At 52.8% G+C, this 18685-nt stretch carries 16 protein-coding genes; 8 read left to right on the top strand and 8 right to left on the bottom strand.

Annotation, left to right across the window (positions count from 1 at the left end; translation table 11 throughout):
* Positions 1–77: 77 nt before the first annotated feature.
* Together H5P27_RS02390 and H5P27_RS02395 are read left to right on the top strand one after the other, a co-directional pair.
* Positions 78–521 carry a Minf_1886 family protein gene (locus H5P27_RS02390; RefSeq protein ID WP_185658775.1) on the top strand — a complete coding sequence of 148 codons (444 nt, stop codon included), beginning with the start codon at positions 78–80 and terminating at the stop codon, positions 519–521.
* Between the two features lie 117 nt (positions 522–638).
* On the top strand, positions 639–3212 hold the full coding sequence (locus H5P27_RS02395; RefSeq protein ID WP_185658776.1) for a M16 family metallopeptidase: 2574 nt from the start codon (positions 639–641) through the stop codon (positions 3210–3212).
* 76 nt (positions 3213–3288) lie between these two features.
* Here the strand turns inward: H5P27_RS02395 and H5P27_RS02400 are convergent, their stop codons facing one another.
* Entirely contained in the window at positions 3289–4647 is a 1359-nt protein-coding gene (locus H5P27_RS02400; protein ID WP_185658777.1) for an alkaline phosphatase D family protein, read from the bottom strand.
* A gap of 228 nt (positions 4648–4875) precedes the next feature.
* Here H5P27_RS02400 and H5P27_RS02405 point away from each other — a divergent pair, with 228 nt between their 5' ends.
* A complete protein-coding gene (locus tag H5P27_RS02405; protein ID WP_185658778.1) occupies positions 4876–5514 on the top strand; it encodes a DUF4202 domain-containing protein in 639 nt (212 codons plus the stop codon).
* A 134-nt stretch (positions 5515–5648) separates the two neighbouring features.
* On the top strand, positions 5649–8138 hold the full coding sequence (locus H5P27_RS02410; RefSeq protein ID WP_185658779.1) for a beta-mannosidase: 2490 nt from the start codon (positions 5649–5651) through the stop codon (positions 8136–8138).
* Positions 8139–8225: 87 nt separating this feature from the next.
* Here the strand turns inward: H5P27_RS02410 and trxA are convergent, their stop codons facing one another.
* The 6 genes from trxA to H5P27_RS02440 form a co-directional block, all read right to left on the bottom strand.
* Complete coding sequence (gene trxA / locus H5P27_RS02415; protein ID WP_185658780.1) at positions 8226–8552, bottom strand: thioredoxin; 327 nt, start codon at positions 8550–8552, stop codon at positions 8226–8228.
* Positions 8553–8554: 2 nt separating this feature from the next.
* Entirely contained in the window at positions 8555–8818 is a 264-nt protein-coding gene (locus tag H5P27_RS02420; protein ID WP_185658781.1) for a hypothetical protein, read from the bottom strand.
* A 9-nt stretch (positions 8819–8827) separates the two neighbouring features.
* Positions 8828–9079: a hypothetical protein gene (locus tag H5P27_RS02425; protein WP_185658782.1), complete on the bottom strand. Its 252-nt coding sequence runs from the start codon at positions 9077–9079 to the stop codon at positions 8828–8830.
* Between the two features lie 3 nt (positions 9080–9082).
* Complete coding sequence (locus H5P27_RS02430; protein ID WP_339382544.1) at positions 9083–9901, bottom strand: segregation and condensation protein A; 819 nt, start codon at positions 9899–9901, stop codon at positions 9083–9085.
* A 66-nt stretch (positions 9902–9967) separates the two neighbouring features.
* Positions 9968–11227 (bottom strand): RsmB/NOP family class I SAM-dependent RNA methyltransferase, encoded by a 1260-nt coding sequence (locus H5P27_RS02435; RefSeq protein WP_185658783.1) that lies wholly within the window; start codon positions 11225–11227, stop codon positions 9968–9970.
* 12 nt (positions 11228–11239) lie between these two features.
* Positions 11240–13552 carry a putative LPS assembly protein LptD gene (locus H5P27_RS02440; protein ID WP_185658784.1) on the bottom strand — a complete coding sequence of 771 codons (2313 nt, stop codon included), beginning with the start codon at positions 13550–13552 and terminating at the stop codon, positions 11240–11242.
* A gap of 243 nt (positions 13553–13795) precedes the next feature.
* On the opposite strand from H5P27_RS02440, the gene glgB reads away from it, so the two are divergent.
* From glgB to H5P27_RS02455, 3 genes are read left to right on the top strand one after another with little or no spacing between them, the layout of a single operon-like run.
* Positions 13796–16006, top strand: coding sequence for a 1,4-alpha-glucan branching protein GlgB (gene glgB, locus H5P27_RS02445; protein WP_246462465.1), 2211 nt, complete (start codon positions 13796–13798; stop codon positions 16004–16006).
* Complete coding sequence (locus H5P27_RS02450) at positions 15994–16506, top strand: gluconokinase (protein WP_221774579.1); 513 nt, start codon at positions 15994–15996, stop codon at positions 16504–16506. Before glgB ends, H5P27_RS02450 begins: the two co-directional genes overlap by 13 nt.
* Positions 16507–16563: 57 nt before the next feature.
* Positions 16564–17106, top strand: coding sequence for an SRPBCC family protein (locus H5P27_RS02455; RefSeq protein WP_185658785.1), 543 nt, complete (start codon positions 16564–16566; stop codon positions 17104–17106).
* Here the strand turns inward: H5P27_RS02455 and H5P27_RS02460 are convergent.
* Complete coding sequence (locus tag H5P27_RS02460) at positions 17100–17378, bottom strand: DUF1294 domain-containing protein (protein WP_185658786.1); 279 nt, start codon at positions 17376–17378, stop codon at positions 17100–17102. The genes H5P27_RS02455 and H5P27_RS02460 overlap by 7 nt on opposite strands.
* Before the next feature lie 117 nt (positions 17379–17495).
* Here H5P27_RS02460 and H5P27_RS02465 point away from each other — a divergent pair, with 117 nt between their 5' ends.
* Complete coding sequence (locus H5P27_RS02465; protein WP_185658787.1) at positions 17496–18587, top strand: glucokinase; 1092 nt, start codon at positions 17496–17498, stop codon at positions 18585–18587.
* Positions 18588–18685: the final 98 nt, after the last annotated feature.

Raw genomic sequence — 18685 nt, forward strand, 5'->3', positions numbered from 1 at the left:
GATTGACAGTGAGGGCCTCGCTTTGTGGGGTCATTTAACAGCATTTCGCGTCCCGTGTACCGGGGCGACATACTCAAATGAAAGAGCACGATTTTACCGAAGTTGTGAGCCTGATCGTTAAGGAGGATCCCCGTTACGCCAAAAACGGTTATCTTTTTCTTCAGAAGGCCTTGAACTTCACCATCGACCGGGAGCGAAAACGCCACGGAAAAGTAGTCACCAAAGTCGCCAAGCGGCACGTATCGGGCCAGGAGTTGCTAGATGGCATTCGCGAGTATGCCCTCGAGCAATATGGACCCATGTCCTACTACATCCTCACTTCATGGGGCATCAACCGATGCGAAGATTTTGGAGAGATGGTCTTCAATCTCATCGAGTACGGCGTTTTCAGTAAAAACGAGAGCGACGAGAGAGAAGATTTTGCGGCCACGTATACGTTTAAGGACGCCTTCGAAAAACCGTTCACTCCCAAGAAACATACTTTGAAACGCCCGAGCTACCGCTCTATCGAATCGCTTTGAAGCCTTCCAATAAGATTAACCGTTGATCTTTCAGGTCGTCCGTTTTTTTAGCGGACGATTCTTTCGTTTTATAAAGCCGCTTCAGGCGCGGCCGACACACTCCATCTCATTTTACGCATGATAGAAATACCGCAAAGCCGTTCGATTGACGCCAGCCAGTCGATGATCGCTCCGCTCCTCAAAGAGCCAGTGGAACGCTATGTTCTTCCCAACGGATTGACTGTGCTTCTCAAACAGGATCGCTCCTCGCCCGTTTGCTCGGTTCAGGTTTGGGTGAAAACGGGCAGCATTCACGAGGCCGAACATCTCGGCTCGGGTATTTCGCACTTCGTGGAGCACATGCTTTTCAAAGGAACAGAGAAGCGTCCGGGCAAGGAGATTTCTCGAGTCGTTCACGAGTCCGGAGGCTACATCAATGCCTACACCACTTTTGACCGCACGGTGTACTACATCGATATGCCCGCAGAAAATGCCACGGTAGCGGTAGACGTGTTGGCTGACTCTGTCTTTGCGTCGGTCTTCCCTGCGGAAGAAGTCGACAAGGAGCGGGAGGTCATCAACCGGGAAATCGCTATGGGCGAGGACGATCCTGACAACCGCGTCATGCATGCCCTTTTCGAAACGGCTTTCAATAAACATCCCTACCGCTATCCGATCATTGGATACAAGGACGTCTTTAACCGAATCTCGCGGGACGACCTAGTCGGCTACTACAAGAACCGCTACGTGCCTAACAATTCGGTCCTCGTGATCGCGGGCGACTTCGAAAACGCAACGATCCGGGCTAGCGTCGAGGAGCATTTTGGAAAATTCCAACGTAGTTCCTTAGCTCCAGTTTACCTGCCGGAAGAACCGCTCCAGCTATCAGACCGACGTCAGGACTTGTACGAAGACGTACAGATTTCCCGTGTGGCGATGGGGTTCCAAGTTCCCGGATTGACTCACGCCGATACGCCGGCTCTGGACGCTCTTGCCTTGGCTTTGGGGCATGGCGATAGCGCTTTGCTTTATCAGCATCTGCGTGAGGACAAGCAACTCGTTCACCACGTAGACGTATCGAATTGGACTCCTGGGAACGTTGGTGTTTTCTACGTTTCGATGCTTTGCGATCCGGATAAGCAGCAAGAAGCGTTAGCCGAGATGAAGAGCTATCTTCGTTCGCTGGAAGAATCGGATTTTACGCAACAGATCGTCGACAAGGTTTGCCGTCAGCTACTGGTCAACGAAGTGAATTCCCGCAAAACCGCATCCGGGCAAGCGTCGAGATTGGGAACAGCTGAGGTCGTTGTGGGAGACATTGGCTACGCTCGCAATTATTTGAAGCGGATCTCGCAGGTCACAGCTTCTGATCTAAAGCGTGTGCTAGATGCATGGATACGATGGGATCGCTTGACCATTGTTACCATGAATCCGAAATCGGATTTAGACAAAGAGTCTCAAGATACGGCGGATGAGAAGGCGACGCTCGATTTCGAGGAGATCGTTCTCTCCAATGGCTGCAAAGTTCTCCTCCGCGAGAACAAACGCCTGCCGAATTTGCACTTCCGAATAGCCCTCGAAGCAGGGGCTCTTTTCGAACCAGAAGGCAAGCAAGGTCTGACCGCTTTGCTCTCTACCATGATGACCAAGGATACCGCTAAACGTAGCGCCTTGGAAGTGGCGGAAGCGATCGAAGGGGCTGGCGGTTCGTTCTACGAGTTTTCCGGCAACAACAGTTTAGGCTTTTCAGTCGAAGTCCTTCCCAGCGATACGGAGCTTGCTCTAGACTTGATCGAAGAGGCACTGCTGCGTCCCGCTTTTAAGGAGGATGTCTTTGATCTGGAAAAGGAATCGCACATAGCTGGTATCAAAGAGAATCTAGACGATATTGTAACCGCAGGGCGGCACGAATTGCGGAAGCGATTCTTCGGCGAACACCCTTTTTCCATCGCCGGTAGTGGAAGCCTAGATACGGTCGAATCGATCACTCTAGATGAGGTGAAAAAGTTCTGGAAAGCGATCGTAGTGGGTGGAAACATAACGATCGGCGTCTCGGGGCAATTCGATCGGAGCCTTCTCAAGGACCGCCTTGAAAGCTTGCTCGGCAAAGTTGAAGAAACGAATCTGCCTCGTCGTGAAGTTGCTTTCCTTAAGCCGTCGGATCCTGGGGTACATCGTCTCAAAATGGATCGCCAACAAGCGATTGTCTTTCACGCCTATCCGGGCCCCGGTTTGAAGGCTGAAGATTATTATGTATCGGAAGTGGCCGACGAACTATTTTCGGGCATGTCGAGCGAGCTTTTCGATCGAGTGAGAGAAAAGCTGAGTCTGGCCTATTTCGTGCGTTCGTCCCGTCTGGTTGGGCTGGATACATCCATGTTCTACTTTTATGCCGGCACCTCACCGGAGCGTTTCGAGGAAGTCATCGTGGAGCTCGATCGCGAAACGAAGCGAGTTATGTCTGGAGTGGCCGAAGAGGAGCTCCTCCGCTGCAAGAAACGTCTGAAGGCGGCGAAGCGGATGAGCATGCAAACTAATTCCAGCTGCGCGAGCCAAGCAGTCCTGAACGGGGTTTATGGATTGGACGTGAATGAGTGGCGCACCTACGACCAGAAAATAGACGCGGTTACTGTCCAGTCTTTGCGCGACTTTGCCGAGAAGTACTTCCGCTTAGAAAATCGAGTGGAACTCGTGGTTGGGCCCGGCTTTTAAGGGTTGAATTTATTGAAACAGAAACGGCCGTCCCGATAAAGGACGGCCGTTTTTTTGTTATGAAATATGTCGTTGGCTATTGGACGGATGGCAGGCTTCCGACTGAATTCGCGGAGGCGTAGGCATCGGGATCGTCAACCTTTGTCTGCCAAGATTCGGTCCCGTTGGTAAGCTCGCTCGCCTTCACTTCCAAGGCTGGGAATACGCTCTCCCCAAACACGTTGATTACCTCGTAGGAGAAGCTAGGGTCGTCTCCGGTCATATCAAAGCTCAGCAGACCGAAGTTCATGCTAGCCGAGTAGGGCTCGTGGATGTTGATGGTTGATTCTTCCTGCTCGTCGTAGGTCGCGATTGGGTCTTGAGCGAGCGGGCTGCTAACGAGCTCGTAAAGATCGTATCCGCCATTCTTGGACAAGGGAATTGCTTTGACCTCAGCTTGATCATTGTCGCCAGAAACGAGAATCACGCCGGAAATGTTTTGCTCTGTTATGTAGCCGAGCAGGTTTTTGCGCTCTTCGGGGAACGCGGTCCATGTCGAGTCTGTGGTTTCTTTGATGTCGGTCCAGCTGCTGCTGCTCAATAGAACCTTGAAAGGCGCTTGGCTGGCTTCGAGTTCCGACTTCAACCACTGAAGTTGCGGGTTTCCTAGCAGGGTTGATTCTGAGCCAGTCTGGCGGAAGCTGTAGGTGTCTAGTACGAAGAAGTCGACACCGGCGTAGTTGTATTTGAAGTACGATCCCGGGTTGCTGTCAGTACCATAGCTTGGGTTCGCCCAGTAGCGTTGGAAGACTTCGAGAGACTTTTCGGAATCTTGACGAGGCCCGTCCCAAGTCGCCATCTGGGGGATGGAACGTAGCAGCGGCTGGAGGAAAGGGATGTTACGTTGCTTGCGGTATTGTTCTGCTTGGAAGGCAGGTGCGAGGCCTTCGGCGGATTCGTTGTCGCCCAACCAGAAAAAAGCGTGCGGACGTGCGTTTTGCACCTGCAGCCAGATGGCCTGCATCCCGTCGATCTCGGTCTTAGCTCCCGCTCCGAATGCCACTGTGAACTGAACTTCCATATCCGATGGCGGCGCAGTGAGGAGAGGGTAGCCTTGGCGTTCGCGAGCGGAGTCGAGGGGCTCGCCGTCGATAAGCACTTGGTAGTAGTAGAAAGATCCTGCCTCCAGGCCGTCGATATTGGCTTTGATGCAGTAGTCGTTTTCCGCGAGAGCCTTGACTGCCGGAGTTTGTTTCGCGTTGGAGAAATTTGCGCTCTCCGAGTAGAGGATGGAAACTTCCGCTTCCCCCGCTATACGAGCCCAGATCTGAGCGGAGTCCTGATCGACGTGGCCGAGCATTGGTCCCTGCATAATCTTAGGCGAAGCAAAGCCGATAGAGGCGGTGATTGCGGCGCAGGTTGCGATTGCGGCGAGGCGAATGGATCGGATGGACATGTTTGCTTTTGAGGAGAAGTTATCTTCCAGCGAATTTGTAAAACGCTTGTTAATGTAAATGCATTGTTAAAAACGACAGGCGCTTTGGGAAGTCAGAAAGGGGTAGGGGAGCTTTGAAGAATTTGTGGGGCTTAAGCTTAGGGTCTCTTCGCGCTTGGGAAAACCCGAGGTCGATTTTCAGTGGGCAGGACTATTGCGTTCGCAAGGAGCGAGGCTATGGTGCCGCCTATGAATCGCACCTTTGATACGGATTTGCTTGAGGCGCAATTGGAGCGGGTGGAAGACCCTCGCCGCTTCCTTAAGACCATTGGGGAGATTGATTTGCTCAACGACGACGATCCTAAGCGAGTCGCCATGAATGGCCGCAATGTTGGCTACGAGCTCTTTTTCGCGGTGCAGCTCACGCGCTGGGTTTTGAAGCTAGCTCCTGAAGCCTCGGAGGCGTTGATGTTGGCCGCCCGAGGCCAGCACATTTGTCGTTGGATGATTCCGCGAGAGGACTACACGCGGGACCGTCCCGGCTACTTGAAGTGGAGAGCGGATCTAAAGAAGTTTCACGCTCACAAGGTTTCGACCATTTTGGAATCTATGGGATATGGGGAGGAACTGCGAACCCGCGTTTCCGATCTCAATCTGAAGAAGGGGATCAAGTCGGATCCTGAGTGCCAGACCATGGAGGACGCGCTTTGTCTCGTCTTTCTCGAAAAGCAGTTCGCTCAATTCAGCGAGAAGACTGATGAGGAAAAAATGATCGGCATCCTGCAGAAGAGCTGGGTCAAAATGAGTGAAGCCGGACAGAAGGCGGCTCTCGGATTGGATATGGACGAGGCAAGCGCGGCACTCGTCAAAAAGGCTCTGCAAGAGTAACGCCAGGGGCCTTGCGTGCCTATCTAATCTCGTACGCTAAATCTCAAGTAAAATAAGTTCTGGAGCATTTAACGCTTTTGCGCAATTTGAGGCGGTCATATCCAGCAACTGGAACAAAACCGTACGATTAGACTATGATAGAAACGCTCTCGCTTGATGGAACTTGGACTCTTAAAGGGCCAAAGAAGATCGAAATCCCCGCTGTGGTGCCCGGCTGCGTGCATGCCGATTTGCACCGAGAAGGCCTGATTCCCGATCCCTATTTTCGGGATAACGAAAAGCTGGTACAGTGGGTGGGAGAGGAAAGCTGGAGCTACACGCGAGATTTCGAAGTCAACGAATCGTTGCTCCAGCGCGATCGAGTACTGCTTCGTTTTGATGGACTGGATACGCTCGCGAAAATCTCGCTCAACGGAAAGCTTCTGGCCGCGACTGATAACATGTTCCGCGAGTGGGAATTTGACGTAAAGGAATTGCTCAAGCCCGGAGGGAATTCCATCCGTATCGATTTTGAATCCGCTCTCCTTTATGGCCTCGAAAAGCAGAAGGAGCGTTTTCTCTGGCAGACCGGAATTGACCACCACCGTTTAGAAGGGGGCCAGTGGGTTCGTAAGGAACAGTCCAACTTTGGATGGGACTGGGGTCCCATGATCGTGACGATGGGAATTTGGCGTTCTTTGCGTATCCAAGGGTTCGACACGGCTGAGATTTCGGATCTGCATATAAAGCAGACATTGGGAAAAGGCTACAAGCTCGCCGAGCTGGAGATTGAGACTGCGGTGCAAACGATTGGACGCTCTAAACTTGCCGCCTTTGTGACTATTTCAAAGGACGGAGCGGTCGTTGCCAGCGGTGAAAGCCCGGTTTCTCGCGGCAAGGCTAAAGCCAAATTGTCCGTAAAGAACCCAGAGCTATGGTGGCCGAACGGATTAGGGGAACAGCCGCTCTACATCGTAGCCGTTTCTCTATTGGACGACGAAGGTGAAGTCATTAGCCAGTCAAGCCGGCGAATCGGAATCCGGGAGCTGAAGCTGGTCCGCGAAAAGGACCAGTGGGGCGAATCGTTTTGCTTCGAAGCGAACGGTAACCGTTTCTTTGCTAAAGGGGCCAATTGGATTCCTTCCGATCAATTCGACGTTTGGGGGACTGACGAACGGAACCGCGATTTGCTTAAGTCATCGGTGGAAGCGAACATGAACATGATTCGCGTCTGGGGTGGCGGAAAGTATGAGCGAGACGATTTTTACGACGCTTGTGATGAGCTCGGCATTTGCGTGTGGCAGGATTTCATGTTCGCTTGTTCGGCGTATCCAGGCTTCGACGACACCTGGGTTGAGAACGTAAAGGTGGAGATAGAGCAGAGCGTTAAACGTATCCGCCACCACGCTTCGCTCGCTATCTGGTGTGGAAATAACGAGCTGGAGCACATACCGCCGATTCTCGGGGACGAACCTGGCCAGATGCCCTGGGATGAGTATATCGAGCTTTTCGACAAGGTGATCGGTAAGATCGTCAAGAAGCAGGATCCTCAGCGAGACTACTGGCCCTCTAGCGAACACTCTCCGGTCGGCGATCGAAAGTACTCTCAAAATCCAGACTGCGGGGATGCTCACTTGTGGAAGGTTTGGCACGGTCGCCGTCCCTTCGAATGGTATCGTACTGCCTTTCACCGCTTCTGCAGCGAGTTTGGTTTTCAGAGCTTTCCTGAGCCGAGCACGATCGAAACCTATACTGATATCGAGGAACGCAACGTCACTTCGTATGTAATGGAGCAGCACCAACGTAGCCCGATTGGAAACAGCGCTATCATCGACTACATGCTCAGCTGGTTCCGTTTGCCGGTTGGTTTTGATAACACGATTTGGCTGACGCAGATCTTGCAAGGTCTAGCGATCAAGTACGCGGTTGAACATTGGCGAATGAACAAACCACGTTGCATGGGCGCATTGTATTGGCAGCTCAATGACTGTTGGCAAGTGGCCAGCTGGTCCTCCGTGGACTATTTCGGCAAATGGAAGGCCTTGCATTACGCAGCCCGAAATTTCTACAACCCGCTTCTCGTTTGCGGTGTTGAAGATCCGGATACGGATAGCGTGGCGATTCACGTGGTGAATGACCTGCTCGAAGCCAAGAGCCTCGTTGTGGCTTGGAAGGTTGTAGACGTTACCGGCAAGGAGTTGGATACCGGCGAGAAAAAGATTCGATCTGGCGCGAATTCGACCAAGGTGGTTAAGACGCTTAAGCTTAAGAAAATCGTGGCCGAGCAAGGGCAACGTGGCTTGATGGTGAAGCTTTCACTGAAAGAGGGCCGCAAGACGATAAGCGAAAACCTCGTGACTTTCGCCCGTCCGAAGCATCTGACTTTGGAGGATCCGAAGCTGAGCGTTAAGGTGAAGGCTTTGGTGAAGGGAGCCTTCGACGTGACCATCACCTCCAAGAAACCGTCTCTATGGACCTGGTTGGAAGCGAAGGGGATCGATGCCCGTTACAGCGATAATTTTGTCCATCTAATGGCTGGCGAATCCGCGACGATCCGCGTGACTCCGACGAATCGAGTTTCGGCTACGGCATTTAAGGCGGCGATATCCGCTCGCTCTGTTTTTGACACCTACCAAGAGCGTTAGGGTAGACTGCTCTCGGAAATACTCACAAAAAACGCCCCCGAGCCATGCGGCTTGGGGGCGTTGGTGTAAAGTCTGTGGCTGGCGGTCTTAGACGTGGGCCTCGATCTTGGCCTTCAGGTCGTCCTTGCCAATCATGCCGACGATGGTGTCAACCTGCTCGCCACCCTTGAAGATGATCAAGGTTGGGATGGCTCGTACGTTGAACTTTGCGGCGATAGCGCTGTTTTCGTCGACGTTCACCTTGGTGATCGCTGCCTTGCCTTCCAATTCTTTGGAGAGTTCTTCGAGAAGTGGGGCGATCGCTTTACAAGGTCCGCACCAAGGAGCCCAAAAGTCTACGAGGACTGGGCCTTTGGCGCTCGAAAGCGCGTCGTTGAAACTCTGTTCGTTCAGGTTGATGATGTCTGCTGCCATGATTAGTGATCGTTAAAATAGATGAGTGCCGCAAATGCAAGAGAAGCTGTCGCACAGACGAAGCTTACTAGGAATTCGGCGGGCGAGACGCGGCTTTTTTTGCGTGCTGCAAGTTCTTCAAGCAGAGTTAACGAGTTTCCACTCGCATCGGTTGCAATGACGACGGTCTCCTGTCTTTCGATTTGAGAGCCAAGCAGTTCATTTCCGTCCCCATCTCGTATGGAAAGGGACTTGGAGTGTGGCTGATTGCTGCGGCGCTCTGACATGTTGCAAGCCTAGTCTGAAGGCCGGTTTTTCTCTATCAGTTCGGCGAGGTGTTTGTGCTCAATCGTTTCCAACTGCTTGCCCGCCTTTTTCATGTCCTCGAAGGTTTTCATGACGGTTTCAGTCATTTTTTCGTGGGTTTCTTGAGACCCACCGACGATGGAGAACTTATCGGCGCGGGTTATACGCTTGTGGCCGTCCTCGTTGTCGAGGCCGACTCCGAGCAGGTGTGATTGCTTGTTTGGTTGGCTTTGGTCACGCACGCCTTAAAGCGTGGGCGAAGCGAGATTCTGTTCAAGCTCGTTTTCCTCCTCGAAGGAGAGGCTTTCCCCGCCCTCAAGGCCGGTAACGATGAAGTCGCAGAAAGCGGCGTTTTGCTCGACTTTTAACCTCCGCAAGCGGGTGAGCTCCAAGATTGCGATAAAAGTGGTGACGAGGGTACGGAGTCCGACGTGCCCGTCGAAGAGTGATGAGAAATTGAATACGGGCTGGGTCTTGACCTTGGCGATCAGCATTTCCATCTGGTCTACGACTGTGACGGAATCGTCCTGGATTTCTCCGACCACGAGTTTTTCGGTCAAGCGCCGCAGCACGATGTTGAAGGAATTCCAGACGGAGATTTTGTCTTCTGGCTTGAGAGGGCGGAGCGGAGTCTCGGCTTTGTTAACCGAATTGTAGTCACGTTCTTTGAGAAGAGCGGCACGTTCGGATAGCTTGTCGAGCGAGTCGGCGGCTTCCTTGAACTTCTTATATTCGAGGAGCTGGTGCACGAGCTCCCAGCGAGGGTCGATATCGGCATCCTCGTCTTCGCTTTCAGAGGCGCTACGGCTTTGCTTAGGTAAAAGGAGGCGGCTTTTAATTTCCATCAAAGTGGCGGCCATCACAAAAAAGTCTCCCGCCACCTCGAGTTTAACCTCCTTCATGGAGCTGATGACCTTGAGGTACTGGTCTAGAACGAGCTCGATGGGGATGTCGTAAATGTCGATCTCGTGTTTGCGTATAAGGAAGAGCAGAAGGTCCATCGGGCCTTCGAACACGGATAATTTGATTCTGGGATCGTTTTGCTCTTCCACGTGGGAATTCACGGTGGGAGTTGCTCGGCTGGCAATGCGAAATTATTCACAAGGCCCGCTCTTCGGCGGATTTTTCGATTAGCTGACGCGCCGGAAGGCTCTCACGTAGAGACCGTCTCCGTTGTGGTCCTCGGGATAAACTGTGATCCCGTGGCCGAGGTCGTCGAATCCGAATCTAGGTGCCAGCGGCTGGTGAATGAAACGGGTTTCGGTCTCGAGAAATTTGGCCGCGACTTCTTCGTTTTCGTGGCGACTGAGCGAGCAGGTGCTGTAGACGAGCAGGCCGCCCTCCGACACGAGATTGGAATAGTCCTTCAGAATAGAGAGCTGCTTTTTCGCATAGTCAAAAACGTCTTTTTCGCGAGTTTGCCGCATGAGGTAGGGGTGCCTTCTCCAAGTGCCGGAACCGCTGCAGGGCGCGTCTACGAGCACGCCGTCGTAACTCCCTTCGGTAGGCCGTTTTGCCAGTACCTCGATGTTTTTGAGTCCGGAGCGTTTGGCGCGGGACTGCAGTTCCCGCAGGGCCGAACTTCTCAAGTCGTGGGCGGCCACCTTCCCGTAGGGTCTCAGGAGTTCCGCGAGTTGGAGGGTTTTTCCGCCAGCTCCCGCGCAGGCATCTAGCCATTTTCCCCGCGGGCTATCTTTCAGCATTAAAAGCAAAATTTGAGAGGAGATATCTTGGATCTCAATATCGCCGTTTAGGTAGCAGGGGTGGTTTGCTAGCGGGAAATCGGCAGGGGCGTGGATGCAGCCAGGGATGAGCGGATGTTTGGCAATGAGAGCGGCCTGTTCGGGGGAAGCGGGCTCTTTAAGCCGTTTAATAATGTCGTCGCCGGGGTCCTTTTGGATCCGAAGCCAAAGGGGAGGGCGAGTTACCAGTGTAAGCAGGCCTTTGGTGGAGAGAGGTCGTTTCGTGTGGAGGGCGTACCAATCGGGTAGCAGCTCCTTTATCTCTGTGGCTTCCTTGCCGAGAAGTTTGAAGCGATTCGCTTCTTCGACAGGGATAGCTGGCTTGTTGGCAAGGGTGGGATACAGGCTTCGGATCTCAGCAGTCGGTACAGCGAGCTGGATGAGCAAATCCATAAACGCCTCCTGGTCGCTTCGTTTAGAATCCAGCCAGGGTTGGTACCGAAGGTAGGTGTAGATGAGCTCGCGATAGAGGCGCCGGTCTTTGGAGCCGAATTTTCCCTGGGCCCGAAAAAGTTCGTGCAACTCTCGGGTGAAAGCGACCCCTGGGTTGAGCAGCGAGCGACATCTTTCGATCAGAGAAAAGGAGATACGCCGCTGATTGTGCAGCCGGTGTAGGCTTATCTCTTTATTGAACAGCGGCTTGCTCATTCCTGTACGTTTCTACTCGTCGAAAAGGTCGATGGCGATGGATATTCCGAAGTCGGATTCGCGGCGGTCGCCGTCGTAGATGCGCAATTCGTATTTCAGGCCGTAGTTTTCGAGAGCTCGCTGCATGAGGCCGATTCGTTGCTCGTAGAACACGCCGGATTCATCGTCGTATCGAGCGGTGGCGTATAGTTTGAAATTCTCGCTGAGCTGGTATTCGATGTGGGCGAAGTACTGCTCCAAACGCTGGTTTGGATAGGTGTAGGAGCCCATGCCGTAGGTCGGCCAGCCAACCCAACTGTAATAGAAGGAAGGGTAGGAGTAGGCTGTCGAAAAGTAAGACTCGGTAAGAGAGGAAGGCCCTTTAAGGTAGTGGGAACCGAAGGCGATTTTCCAATAGCCAGGATCCTTGATGGCTATGTAGCTGTTGAGTTCTTGCGTGGATAAACCTCCTTCTGGATCAAGCCGGTTGAACAAGCCAAATTCCAGCCAAGGAGCGGGAGTCAATTCCAGATCCAAGCTCAGCAGCGAGTAGCTATCCTCTGCGTAATCTGAGCCACCGAGATAGTAGTCCGCAGCGATGTCAAAACGGGCTAGGTCGCGAGCTCCGCCGTCTTCTCCTCGAGTTTGCAGGCGGTTTCCGAGCTCGAAGCGAATTTTGTGATCTTCCCGCAGGTAATCGGAGTCGCGGCGATTCTCCAAGTCTATGGAGGGAAGGTAGTTCGCGAAAGTGCCTTGGTCTGCGTACATGACGCTATTTCCGTATTCGAAGCCATAAATAGCCGGCAGAACGACGCTTTGCTCGAGGTCCCCCGAACTCCAAAGTTCGGGCGTGTAGCGATAGGAGATACGAGGCTCAATGATGTGCCGCAATCCATCTATATTCCATGTTTCGTTTTGGAAATCGAAGGTCGAATAGGCCTTCATGTTGAGGTCGACTCCCAGATCGCCGAACGCGCGGGAGCCGTCCACTGAATCTCGATATACGAAGGTGTCGGCCTCGTCGTAAAGCGCTTCGCTTTGCAAGTAGGTCTCAGCGTCTTGGTAACTTATGTTGCGTGCCCCGGCTTTGACGCGTAGCCCGATTCCGTCGGTTAGGATGTGATTCCATTCTACTCCGTAGAACAGATCCGCTTTGGTTCCGGTCAGGTTAACGTCTTCGGTTGCGTCGACGCCGATTTTTGCGGCGGAAAGGTACGCGCTGTGACTGAAGCCGTATCCAAGATTGGTAGGAAAGTAGGAGAAACGGACTTCTGGGAGGCGTTCCGTGTAGGATTGGAAATCCCCGAGTGCAGCCCTTGCGAAAAGGGATGCCTGCCAGTTTTGGCCGTTGTAGTTGGCCTCAATGTAGGAGTCTGGATCCTGCATGCGGTCAAAAGAATCCTCGTAGAAGTCGCGCGTGACTTCGGAGTCGGACCAGTAGCGGGCGTAGGCGGAAATGTTCGCCTGGTTGTCGTTCCAGATTTGCTTGTGCTGCCACTCGGCGAAGTAGCGTTGGTCCGAAATGGTGGCTCCGTTTATATCCAAGCCGGGTTCGCCTTGGTCGTTTATGTATCCGGAAATGAAGGATCCGTCAGTGACGTAGCTTTCGTTTTCAAAAGAGTAGCTCGCAGCGGGACCGGCGAGGATGCCTCGCTTGGAGGTTAAGGTGACGTTTCCGCCTAGGCGGATGTGGTCCGTGACTGGGGCGAGCGCTTCGGCTCCGATGGCGGCTCCGATGTGGCCGCTGTAGTCGAGAGTCGGCTTGAAAAGGTTGGTTTCCGCATCCAGTGGTTGGGTGATGTTTGGGATGAGAAGGAAGGGGACCGCTCCTACCTTGAAGAATAGCTTCTTCCCGCGGATTTCGTTTTGGTTGACGATAGAGAGCTCTCCCGCTCGGGCAATGAACAAGAAGGTGCCGGGCTCTCCTGGGTAGAAGTTGATTTCTTCGAAGCGGAAATTGTCAGGGTTTCCCTCCAGAACGGCACCGTCCACGTAGACTCTGCCGTTGCCCGCCCTGAAATTGGTGGCGCGAGCGAATTCTTCAGCAGGTTTATAGGTCAGCGAATCAGCGGTCAGACGCAGGTCTGCTCGGGTGAAAACGACGTGGCCCGTGGCGGAAGCGTCTTTGGTTTCCTGATTGAAGCGAATGGTATCGGCGGAAAGGAGCCACTCGCCGTATTGGATCTGCGCCCCATCGGTCGCCACGATTTCCCCGGTGTTTTGGTCAAAGGTAAGGTCGCCGCTAGGGATGAGTTCGACCTCTTGGGCTAGGGCGGAATGGGAGAGGCCTGCTAGGGACGCGGTCAGCAGGGCGATACGAGGGAGTTGGCGAAGGATCGAGGTCATCGGTCAGGTAGTTGAAAGCAGAGTACTAAGGGAGGGGGAGCTCTGGGTGGCAAGAATCAAGACGCTCGATTGGGACGTCTTTTGCCCAGTTTGGTTCCTTGGCTCATTGATCGCTCACAAGCCTTTGACACTTGGCAAGAAGACTGCTCTTAAAGGAGGTGTTGTTCTTGAATAGTTTGTCGGAACTCCCTTCGTCAGGCGTCAATTTTGAGAGCTTTTAACCCTCACGTTTCTCACAGTTCTATGTTCACTTCCAAACAAGACCTCGCCCAGTTCGTAGAAGCGACTGTCGCCACCCCCCACGACATTTTGGGGATGCATCCCTACAAAAAAGGAGACCGCAAAGGGATCCTTGTCAGAGCCTTCTTGAGTGGGGTCGAAAAGTGCGAGGTGGTGGACTCCAGCCAGGAGAATGGGCCTCGGTATGAAATGGAGCTAATCCATGAAGATGGCTTTTTCGAAACCTTGATCGAAGATCGCGATCAGGTATTTCCATACCGACTACGAGCCGAGCAGCGGAATTGTGAGATCAGGCAATTTTACGATCCGTATTCATTTTTGCCTTCGATCGGGGACTCCGACCTTTATCTCTTCAATCAAGGCAACGAGCACCGGATATACGAAAAGCTGGGTGCTCATCCGAAGACCATAGACGGCGTTCCTGGTGTATCCTTCGCGGTTTGGGCTCCGAATGCCTCGAGAGTTTCTCTCGTCGGGTCGTTCAACGATTGGGATGGCCGCTACCATCCGATGCGATCGCTAGGGGCAAGTGGAGTGTGGGAGCTTTTTATCCCGGGCTTGGAAAAGGGAGAGATGTATAAATTCGAACTCCGTGCCAAAAATGGGGACCTCTTCCTCAAAACCGACCCGTACGGCTGCTACTTCGAAGCTCCGCCCAATAATGCGTCGATCGTTTTTGATCATTCCGCTTACAATTGGAACGATCAGAGTTGGATGGCTAAGCGGGTTAATCACCAGGCTCTCGATCAACCGATGAGCGTGTACGAAGTACACCTCGGTTCCTGGAAGCGCCGCTGGGAAGAGGACAATCGTCCGTTGTCCTACAGCGAGTTAGCCAAGGAGTTAGCGGATTATGTGGTGGATCACGGTTTTACGCACATCGAGTTGATGCCGGTGGCGGAACACCCGTTTGACGGATCTTGGGGTTATCAGGTAACCGGCTATTTCGCTCCGACTCACCGCTTTGGAACGCCAGACGATTTCAAGGCATTTGTAGACTACATGCACCAACGCGACATCGGCGTATTGGTTGACTGGGTACCGGCTCACTTCCCGAGAGATACTTTTGCTCTGCCAGGTTTTGACGGGACTTGCCTCTACGAGCACGAGGATCCTCGCCTTGGGGCTCACATGGACTGGGGAACTTTGATCTTCAATTTTGGCCGTCACGAAGTGAAGAGCTTCCTGGTGGCGAATGCCTTGAGCTGGCTCGACCGTTATCACATAGACGGTCTTCGTGTCGACGCGGTGGCGTCCATGCTTTATCTCGATTATTCAAGAGAAGAAGGGCAGTGGATTCCTAACCAATACGGCGGAAACGAGAACCTCGAGGCGATCGCTTTCCTTCGCGAAGCGAATAGCTTGGTGCACACCTACTATCCGGGGACCCTTATGATCGCCGAAGAGTCGACCTCTTTTGGTGGGGTCACAAAGCCGCCATCGGAAGGCGGACTTGGTTTTGACCTGAAGTGGAACATGGGGTGGATGCATGACAATATGTCCTACTTCGAGAAGGATCCCATCTACCGTAAGCATCATCACAACAATCTCACCTTCGGTATGCTTTACCAGTACGCCGAAAATTTCGTGACGGTATTCTCCCATGATGAAGTGACACATGGAAAAGGATCCATGCTGATGAAAATGGGGGCGGGCTCCATTTCCGATAAGTCGCAGACCTTGCGCGCTCTCTACGGTCACATGTGGGCTTACCCAGGCAAGAAGTTGCTCTTTATGGGAAGCGAGTTCGGGCAATCCGAAGAGTGGAATTACGACAAGTCCCTGCAGTGGCACTTGAACGAGTTCAAGGATCACAGCGGCATCTCCTGTCTGGTTCGTGATCTCAATCGGGTTTACCGGGAAGAGCCGGCTTTGGCCTACACCGATTTCGACTCGCAGTCCTTCCGGTGGATCGCGTGCTGGGATGCTGATTCAAGCATCATCAGTTACGTGCGCACTTCTCCTGATGGCCGTAGCAAGATCCTAGTCATTGGCCACTTCACTCCGATGAAGCGCGAGAAGTACCGTATCGGTCTTCCGTCTGCAGGTCACTGGCGTGAAATTTTGAATACGGACTCCGAATTCTATGGAGGCTCCAATGCCGGTAATGTCAATGGCGTCAATTCTGAGGCGATCGAATACGATAGCTTCCCGCAATCTGGCGAATTCACACTGCCTCCGCTTTCCACTGTTATGTTTAAGTGGGAGGGCTAAACCTGCCTGATCCGAATGCAGTCGCTTACTTCATTATGGGGGTAAGCGGCAGCGGCAAGTCAACCATCGCTCATGCGTTGGCGGATGCTTTGCGTATCGAGATGTTGGATGCGGATGATTTTCATCCGCCCGAAAACGTTGCAAAGATGGCGGCTGGCCGAGCTCTCAATGACGAAGATAGGGCTGGCTGGCTGAGACGATTGAATGAAGAGCTTGAGATCCGGCTAAATCGGCAGCAGTCGGTGGTTCTAGCCTGCAGCGCATTGAAAGAAGCCTACCGAGTCGTTTTGCAAGATGGGCTCGAGCACTACCGTTGGATCTATTTGAAAGGGGATCGCTCGATTCTTGCGAAGCGAATCGGGAATCGAGAGGACCACTTCATGCCCGAGTCATTGTTGGACTCGCAACTCGAAACGTTGGAAGAGCCTACGAATGCTTTGATTCTGGATATCCGAAAATCGAAGGAGGAAATTCTTCAATCTATCCTAGAAAGCCTTTGATCACTTCGTCGTCTTTCCTCGCTTGCCAGCCCTTAGAAAGTGAACAAGACGGGAGGTATGAAAAAGTTCTTTGTTGGCGTCTTTTCCCTGTTTTCCTTCCTGTTTATTTTAGCAGTAGTGGTTAGCTTTTTTCTATCCAAGGATTTCGTGGTTTCGCGTCAGGTAACGATCAACGCGAAGCCGGAAGCGGTGTATGCCTTGGTTGGCGATTTGAAGAATTGGCAAGTGTGGGGCCCGTGGAAAGACGCGGATGCTTCCCTTACTGTGGAACTGGGCGAGAAGACTACGGGAGTCGGGGCGTCGCAGTCATGGGTGGGCAAGGATGGAGATGGCCGCTTGGTTTTCACCCAGGCAGATCCGGAAAAGGGAGTCGTCTTCGATCTCTTTTTCAACGAGGATTCATTCAAGAATGTCTCCTCGATCACTTATGAGTCATCGGCGGAAGGTCTAGTCGTTACCTGGGAGATGAGCGGAAACATTCCCGCTCCTGTCGTAGGAGGCTACCTTGCCCGCATGATGCCCGGTATGATTTCGCCCATGTTTGATCAAGGGCTCTTCAAGCTTAAGAACGCGGCAGAAGCTTGGGGTCAGGCTCAATAGTAAGCCAACCAGTAGCCCAAGACGGCGTGCGCCAGTAGGATGGCGGGTACTCCGTATCGAAACTTTGGTTTAGAGGTTTTGTGGTTGAACAAAACCATGCCCAATATTCCGCCCGGACTTGCTAGTAGTGCCGTCAGGATGAGCAGAGCTTTTTCGGAGATGCGACGTTTGCCTGACTTAGCCAAAAACTTGTCGATCCCGTAGGCGAAGAAGGCGACCGCGTTCAGGATAGCTAAAAGGAGCGAGAGTTGTTCTGGATCGGGTGTAGGCATTTGTCTTGCTTGACGATCAGATAGCTTGTGCGGGCTTGCGCTGTTTTGGAAGAGCGATTTTCTGGTGGCCGCAATCAGAAAGCTCGCTTCTCTACGCCTTGCTTCCCGACTTCTCTCATGGAACAGAAATCTATTAAAACGACTTGGTACGACGAAAACTGGAACGGAGAACCCGTTGTCCTCGCTGGAGATATTGGAGGCACCAATTCGAATCTAGCTTTGGTCAAGGTCGACGCCGGCAGTTTTAAGATTCTGAATGAAACCGTGGTCGCTAGCAATGAGGTCGATTCCATCCTACCAGCGATTCGAACCCTCCTTTCTTCCGCGAAGGAGAAGTTTCCGGACATCAAAGTTCTAGTGGCCGGCATAAGCGGTGCGGGGCCAATCTCCAACAACCACTGTGACCTCTCGAATTTGGATTGGGATTTGGATGGGGCGGAGATCGAGATGGAATTTGGTTTTCCGACCAAGATCATAAATGATTTTGAGGCGATCAGTTACGGCGTGCCCTTGCTGGATCTGAACAATCCCGAAGAGGTGACGCACTTGCCGCACACCGATGGCCATGACCCGGAACCGATTGGTGGAGTTAGTCTTATTGTTGGAGCTGGGACCGGCCTTGGAGTCGGTATGCTAATCCAAGAAGGGGAGAGATATCGGGTGCTGCCTTCAGAGGGGGGCCATGCGTGTTTCGCGGCTTTTGATTTAGAGACGGAAGAATTGAGAGCTCATGCTCAAGGCAGCGCCAATACTATCGTCGAGATTGAAGACCTGCTTTCCGGCAGAGGCCTCAATACCATTTTGGACTATTTTATTTTGATGCGAGGAATGAAAGTGGACGATACGCTCTCGAAAATCCTCGCTACGGAGCCTTTGCAGCGTCCCGCTTTGATATCGCGCCATGCTGAGAACCATCCTGTCTGCCGTGATGTGATTCGTCTTTTCGTAAAAGTGTATGGACGAGTGGCAGCGGACTTCTCCGCCACTGTGCTTCCGCGTTCCGGACTCTTTTTAGCGGGCGGAATTGTCGGTAAAAACGAACGTCACTTTTTGGACGGAAGCCAATTCATCTACTTCTTCGAGCAAAATGCTCGCGAGCAGGTTAAGCGGATTTTGCGTAGGATTCCGGTTTATATCGTAAAGGATTATTCCATCTCTCTCGTAGGGGCTGCCCATGCGGCTTGGTTGCTGCGCGAGGAGTTGATCTAGCTCTTTTTGCGGTAAAGCCGCTCTTCCTAGAGGAACAAGCCTAGGGTGAGGGGCCTCGGGGCCTCGTGGATTCCCTGATTTGACGTAAAGGCTTTTAG

Origin of the sequence: Pelagicoccus albus (assembly GCF_014230145.1) — a bacterium.
Lineage (GTDB): Bacteria > Verrucomicrobiota > Verrucomicrobiia > Opitutales > Opitutaceae > Pelagicoccus > Pelagicoccus albus.

What these genes read in the sequence shown, in the direction of transcription:
- H5P27_RS02390 (WP_185658775.1), top strand. Translation starts at nt 78, where the DNA reads ATGAAAGAGCACGATTTTACCGAAGTTGTGAGCCTGATCGTTAAGGAG.
- H5P27_RS02395 (WP_185658776.1), top strand. Translation starts at nt 639, where the DNA reads ATGATAGAAATACCGCAAAGCCGTTCGATTGACGCCAGCCAGTCGATG.
- H5P27_RS02400 (WP_185658777.1), bottom strand. Translation starts at nt 4,647, where the DNA reads ATGTCCATCCGATCCATTCGCCTCGCCGCAATCGCAACCTGCGCCGCA.
- H5P27_RS02405 (WP_185658778.1), top strand. Translation starts at nt 4,876, where the DNA reads ATGAATCGCACCTTTGATACGGATTTGCTTGAGGCGCAATTGGAGCGG.
- H5P27_RS02410 (WP_185658779.1), top strand. Translation starts at nt 5,649, where the DNA reads ATGATAGAAACGCTCTCGCTTGATGGAACTTGGACTCTTAAAGGGCCA.
- trxA (WP_185658780.1), bottom strand. Translation starts at nt 8,552, where the DNA reads ATGGCAGCAGACATCATCAACCTGAACGAACAGAGTTTCAACGACGCG.
- H5P27_RS02420 (WP_185658781.1), bottom strand. Translation starts at nt 8,818, where the DNA reads ATGTCAGAGCGCCGCAGCAATCAGCCACACTCCAAGTCCCTTTCCATA.
- H5P27_RS02435 (WP_185658783.1), bottom strand. Translation starts at nt 11,227, where the DNA reads ATGAGCAAGCCGCTGTTCAATAAAGAGATAAGCCTACACCGGCTGCAC.
- H5P27_RS02440 (WP_185658784.1), bottom strand. Translation starts at nt 13,552, where the DNA reads ATGACCTCGATCCTTCGCCAACTCCCTCGTATCGCCCTGCTGACCGCG.
- glgB (WP_246462465.1), top strand. Translation starts at nt 13,796, where the DNA reads ATGTTCACTTCCAAACAAGACCTCGCCCAGTTCGTAGAAGCGACTGTC.
- H5P27_RS02455 (WP_185658785.1), top strand. Translation starts at nt 16,564, where the DNA reads ATGAAAAAGTTCTTTGTTGGCGTCTTTTCCCTGTTTTCCTTCCTGTTT.
- H5P27_RS02460 (WP_185658786.1), bottom strand. Translation starts at nt 17,378, where the DNA reads ATGCCTACACCCGATCCAGAACAACTCTCGCTCCTTTTAGCTATCCTG.
- H5P27_RS02465 (WP_185658787.1), top strand. Translation starts at nt 17,496, where the DNA reads ATGGAACAGAAATCTATTAAAACGACTTGGTACGACGAAAACTGGAAC.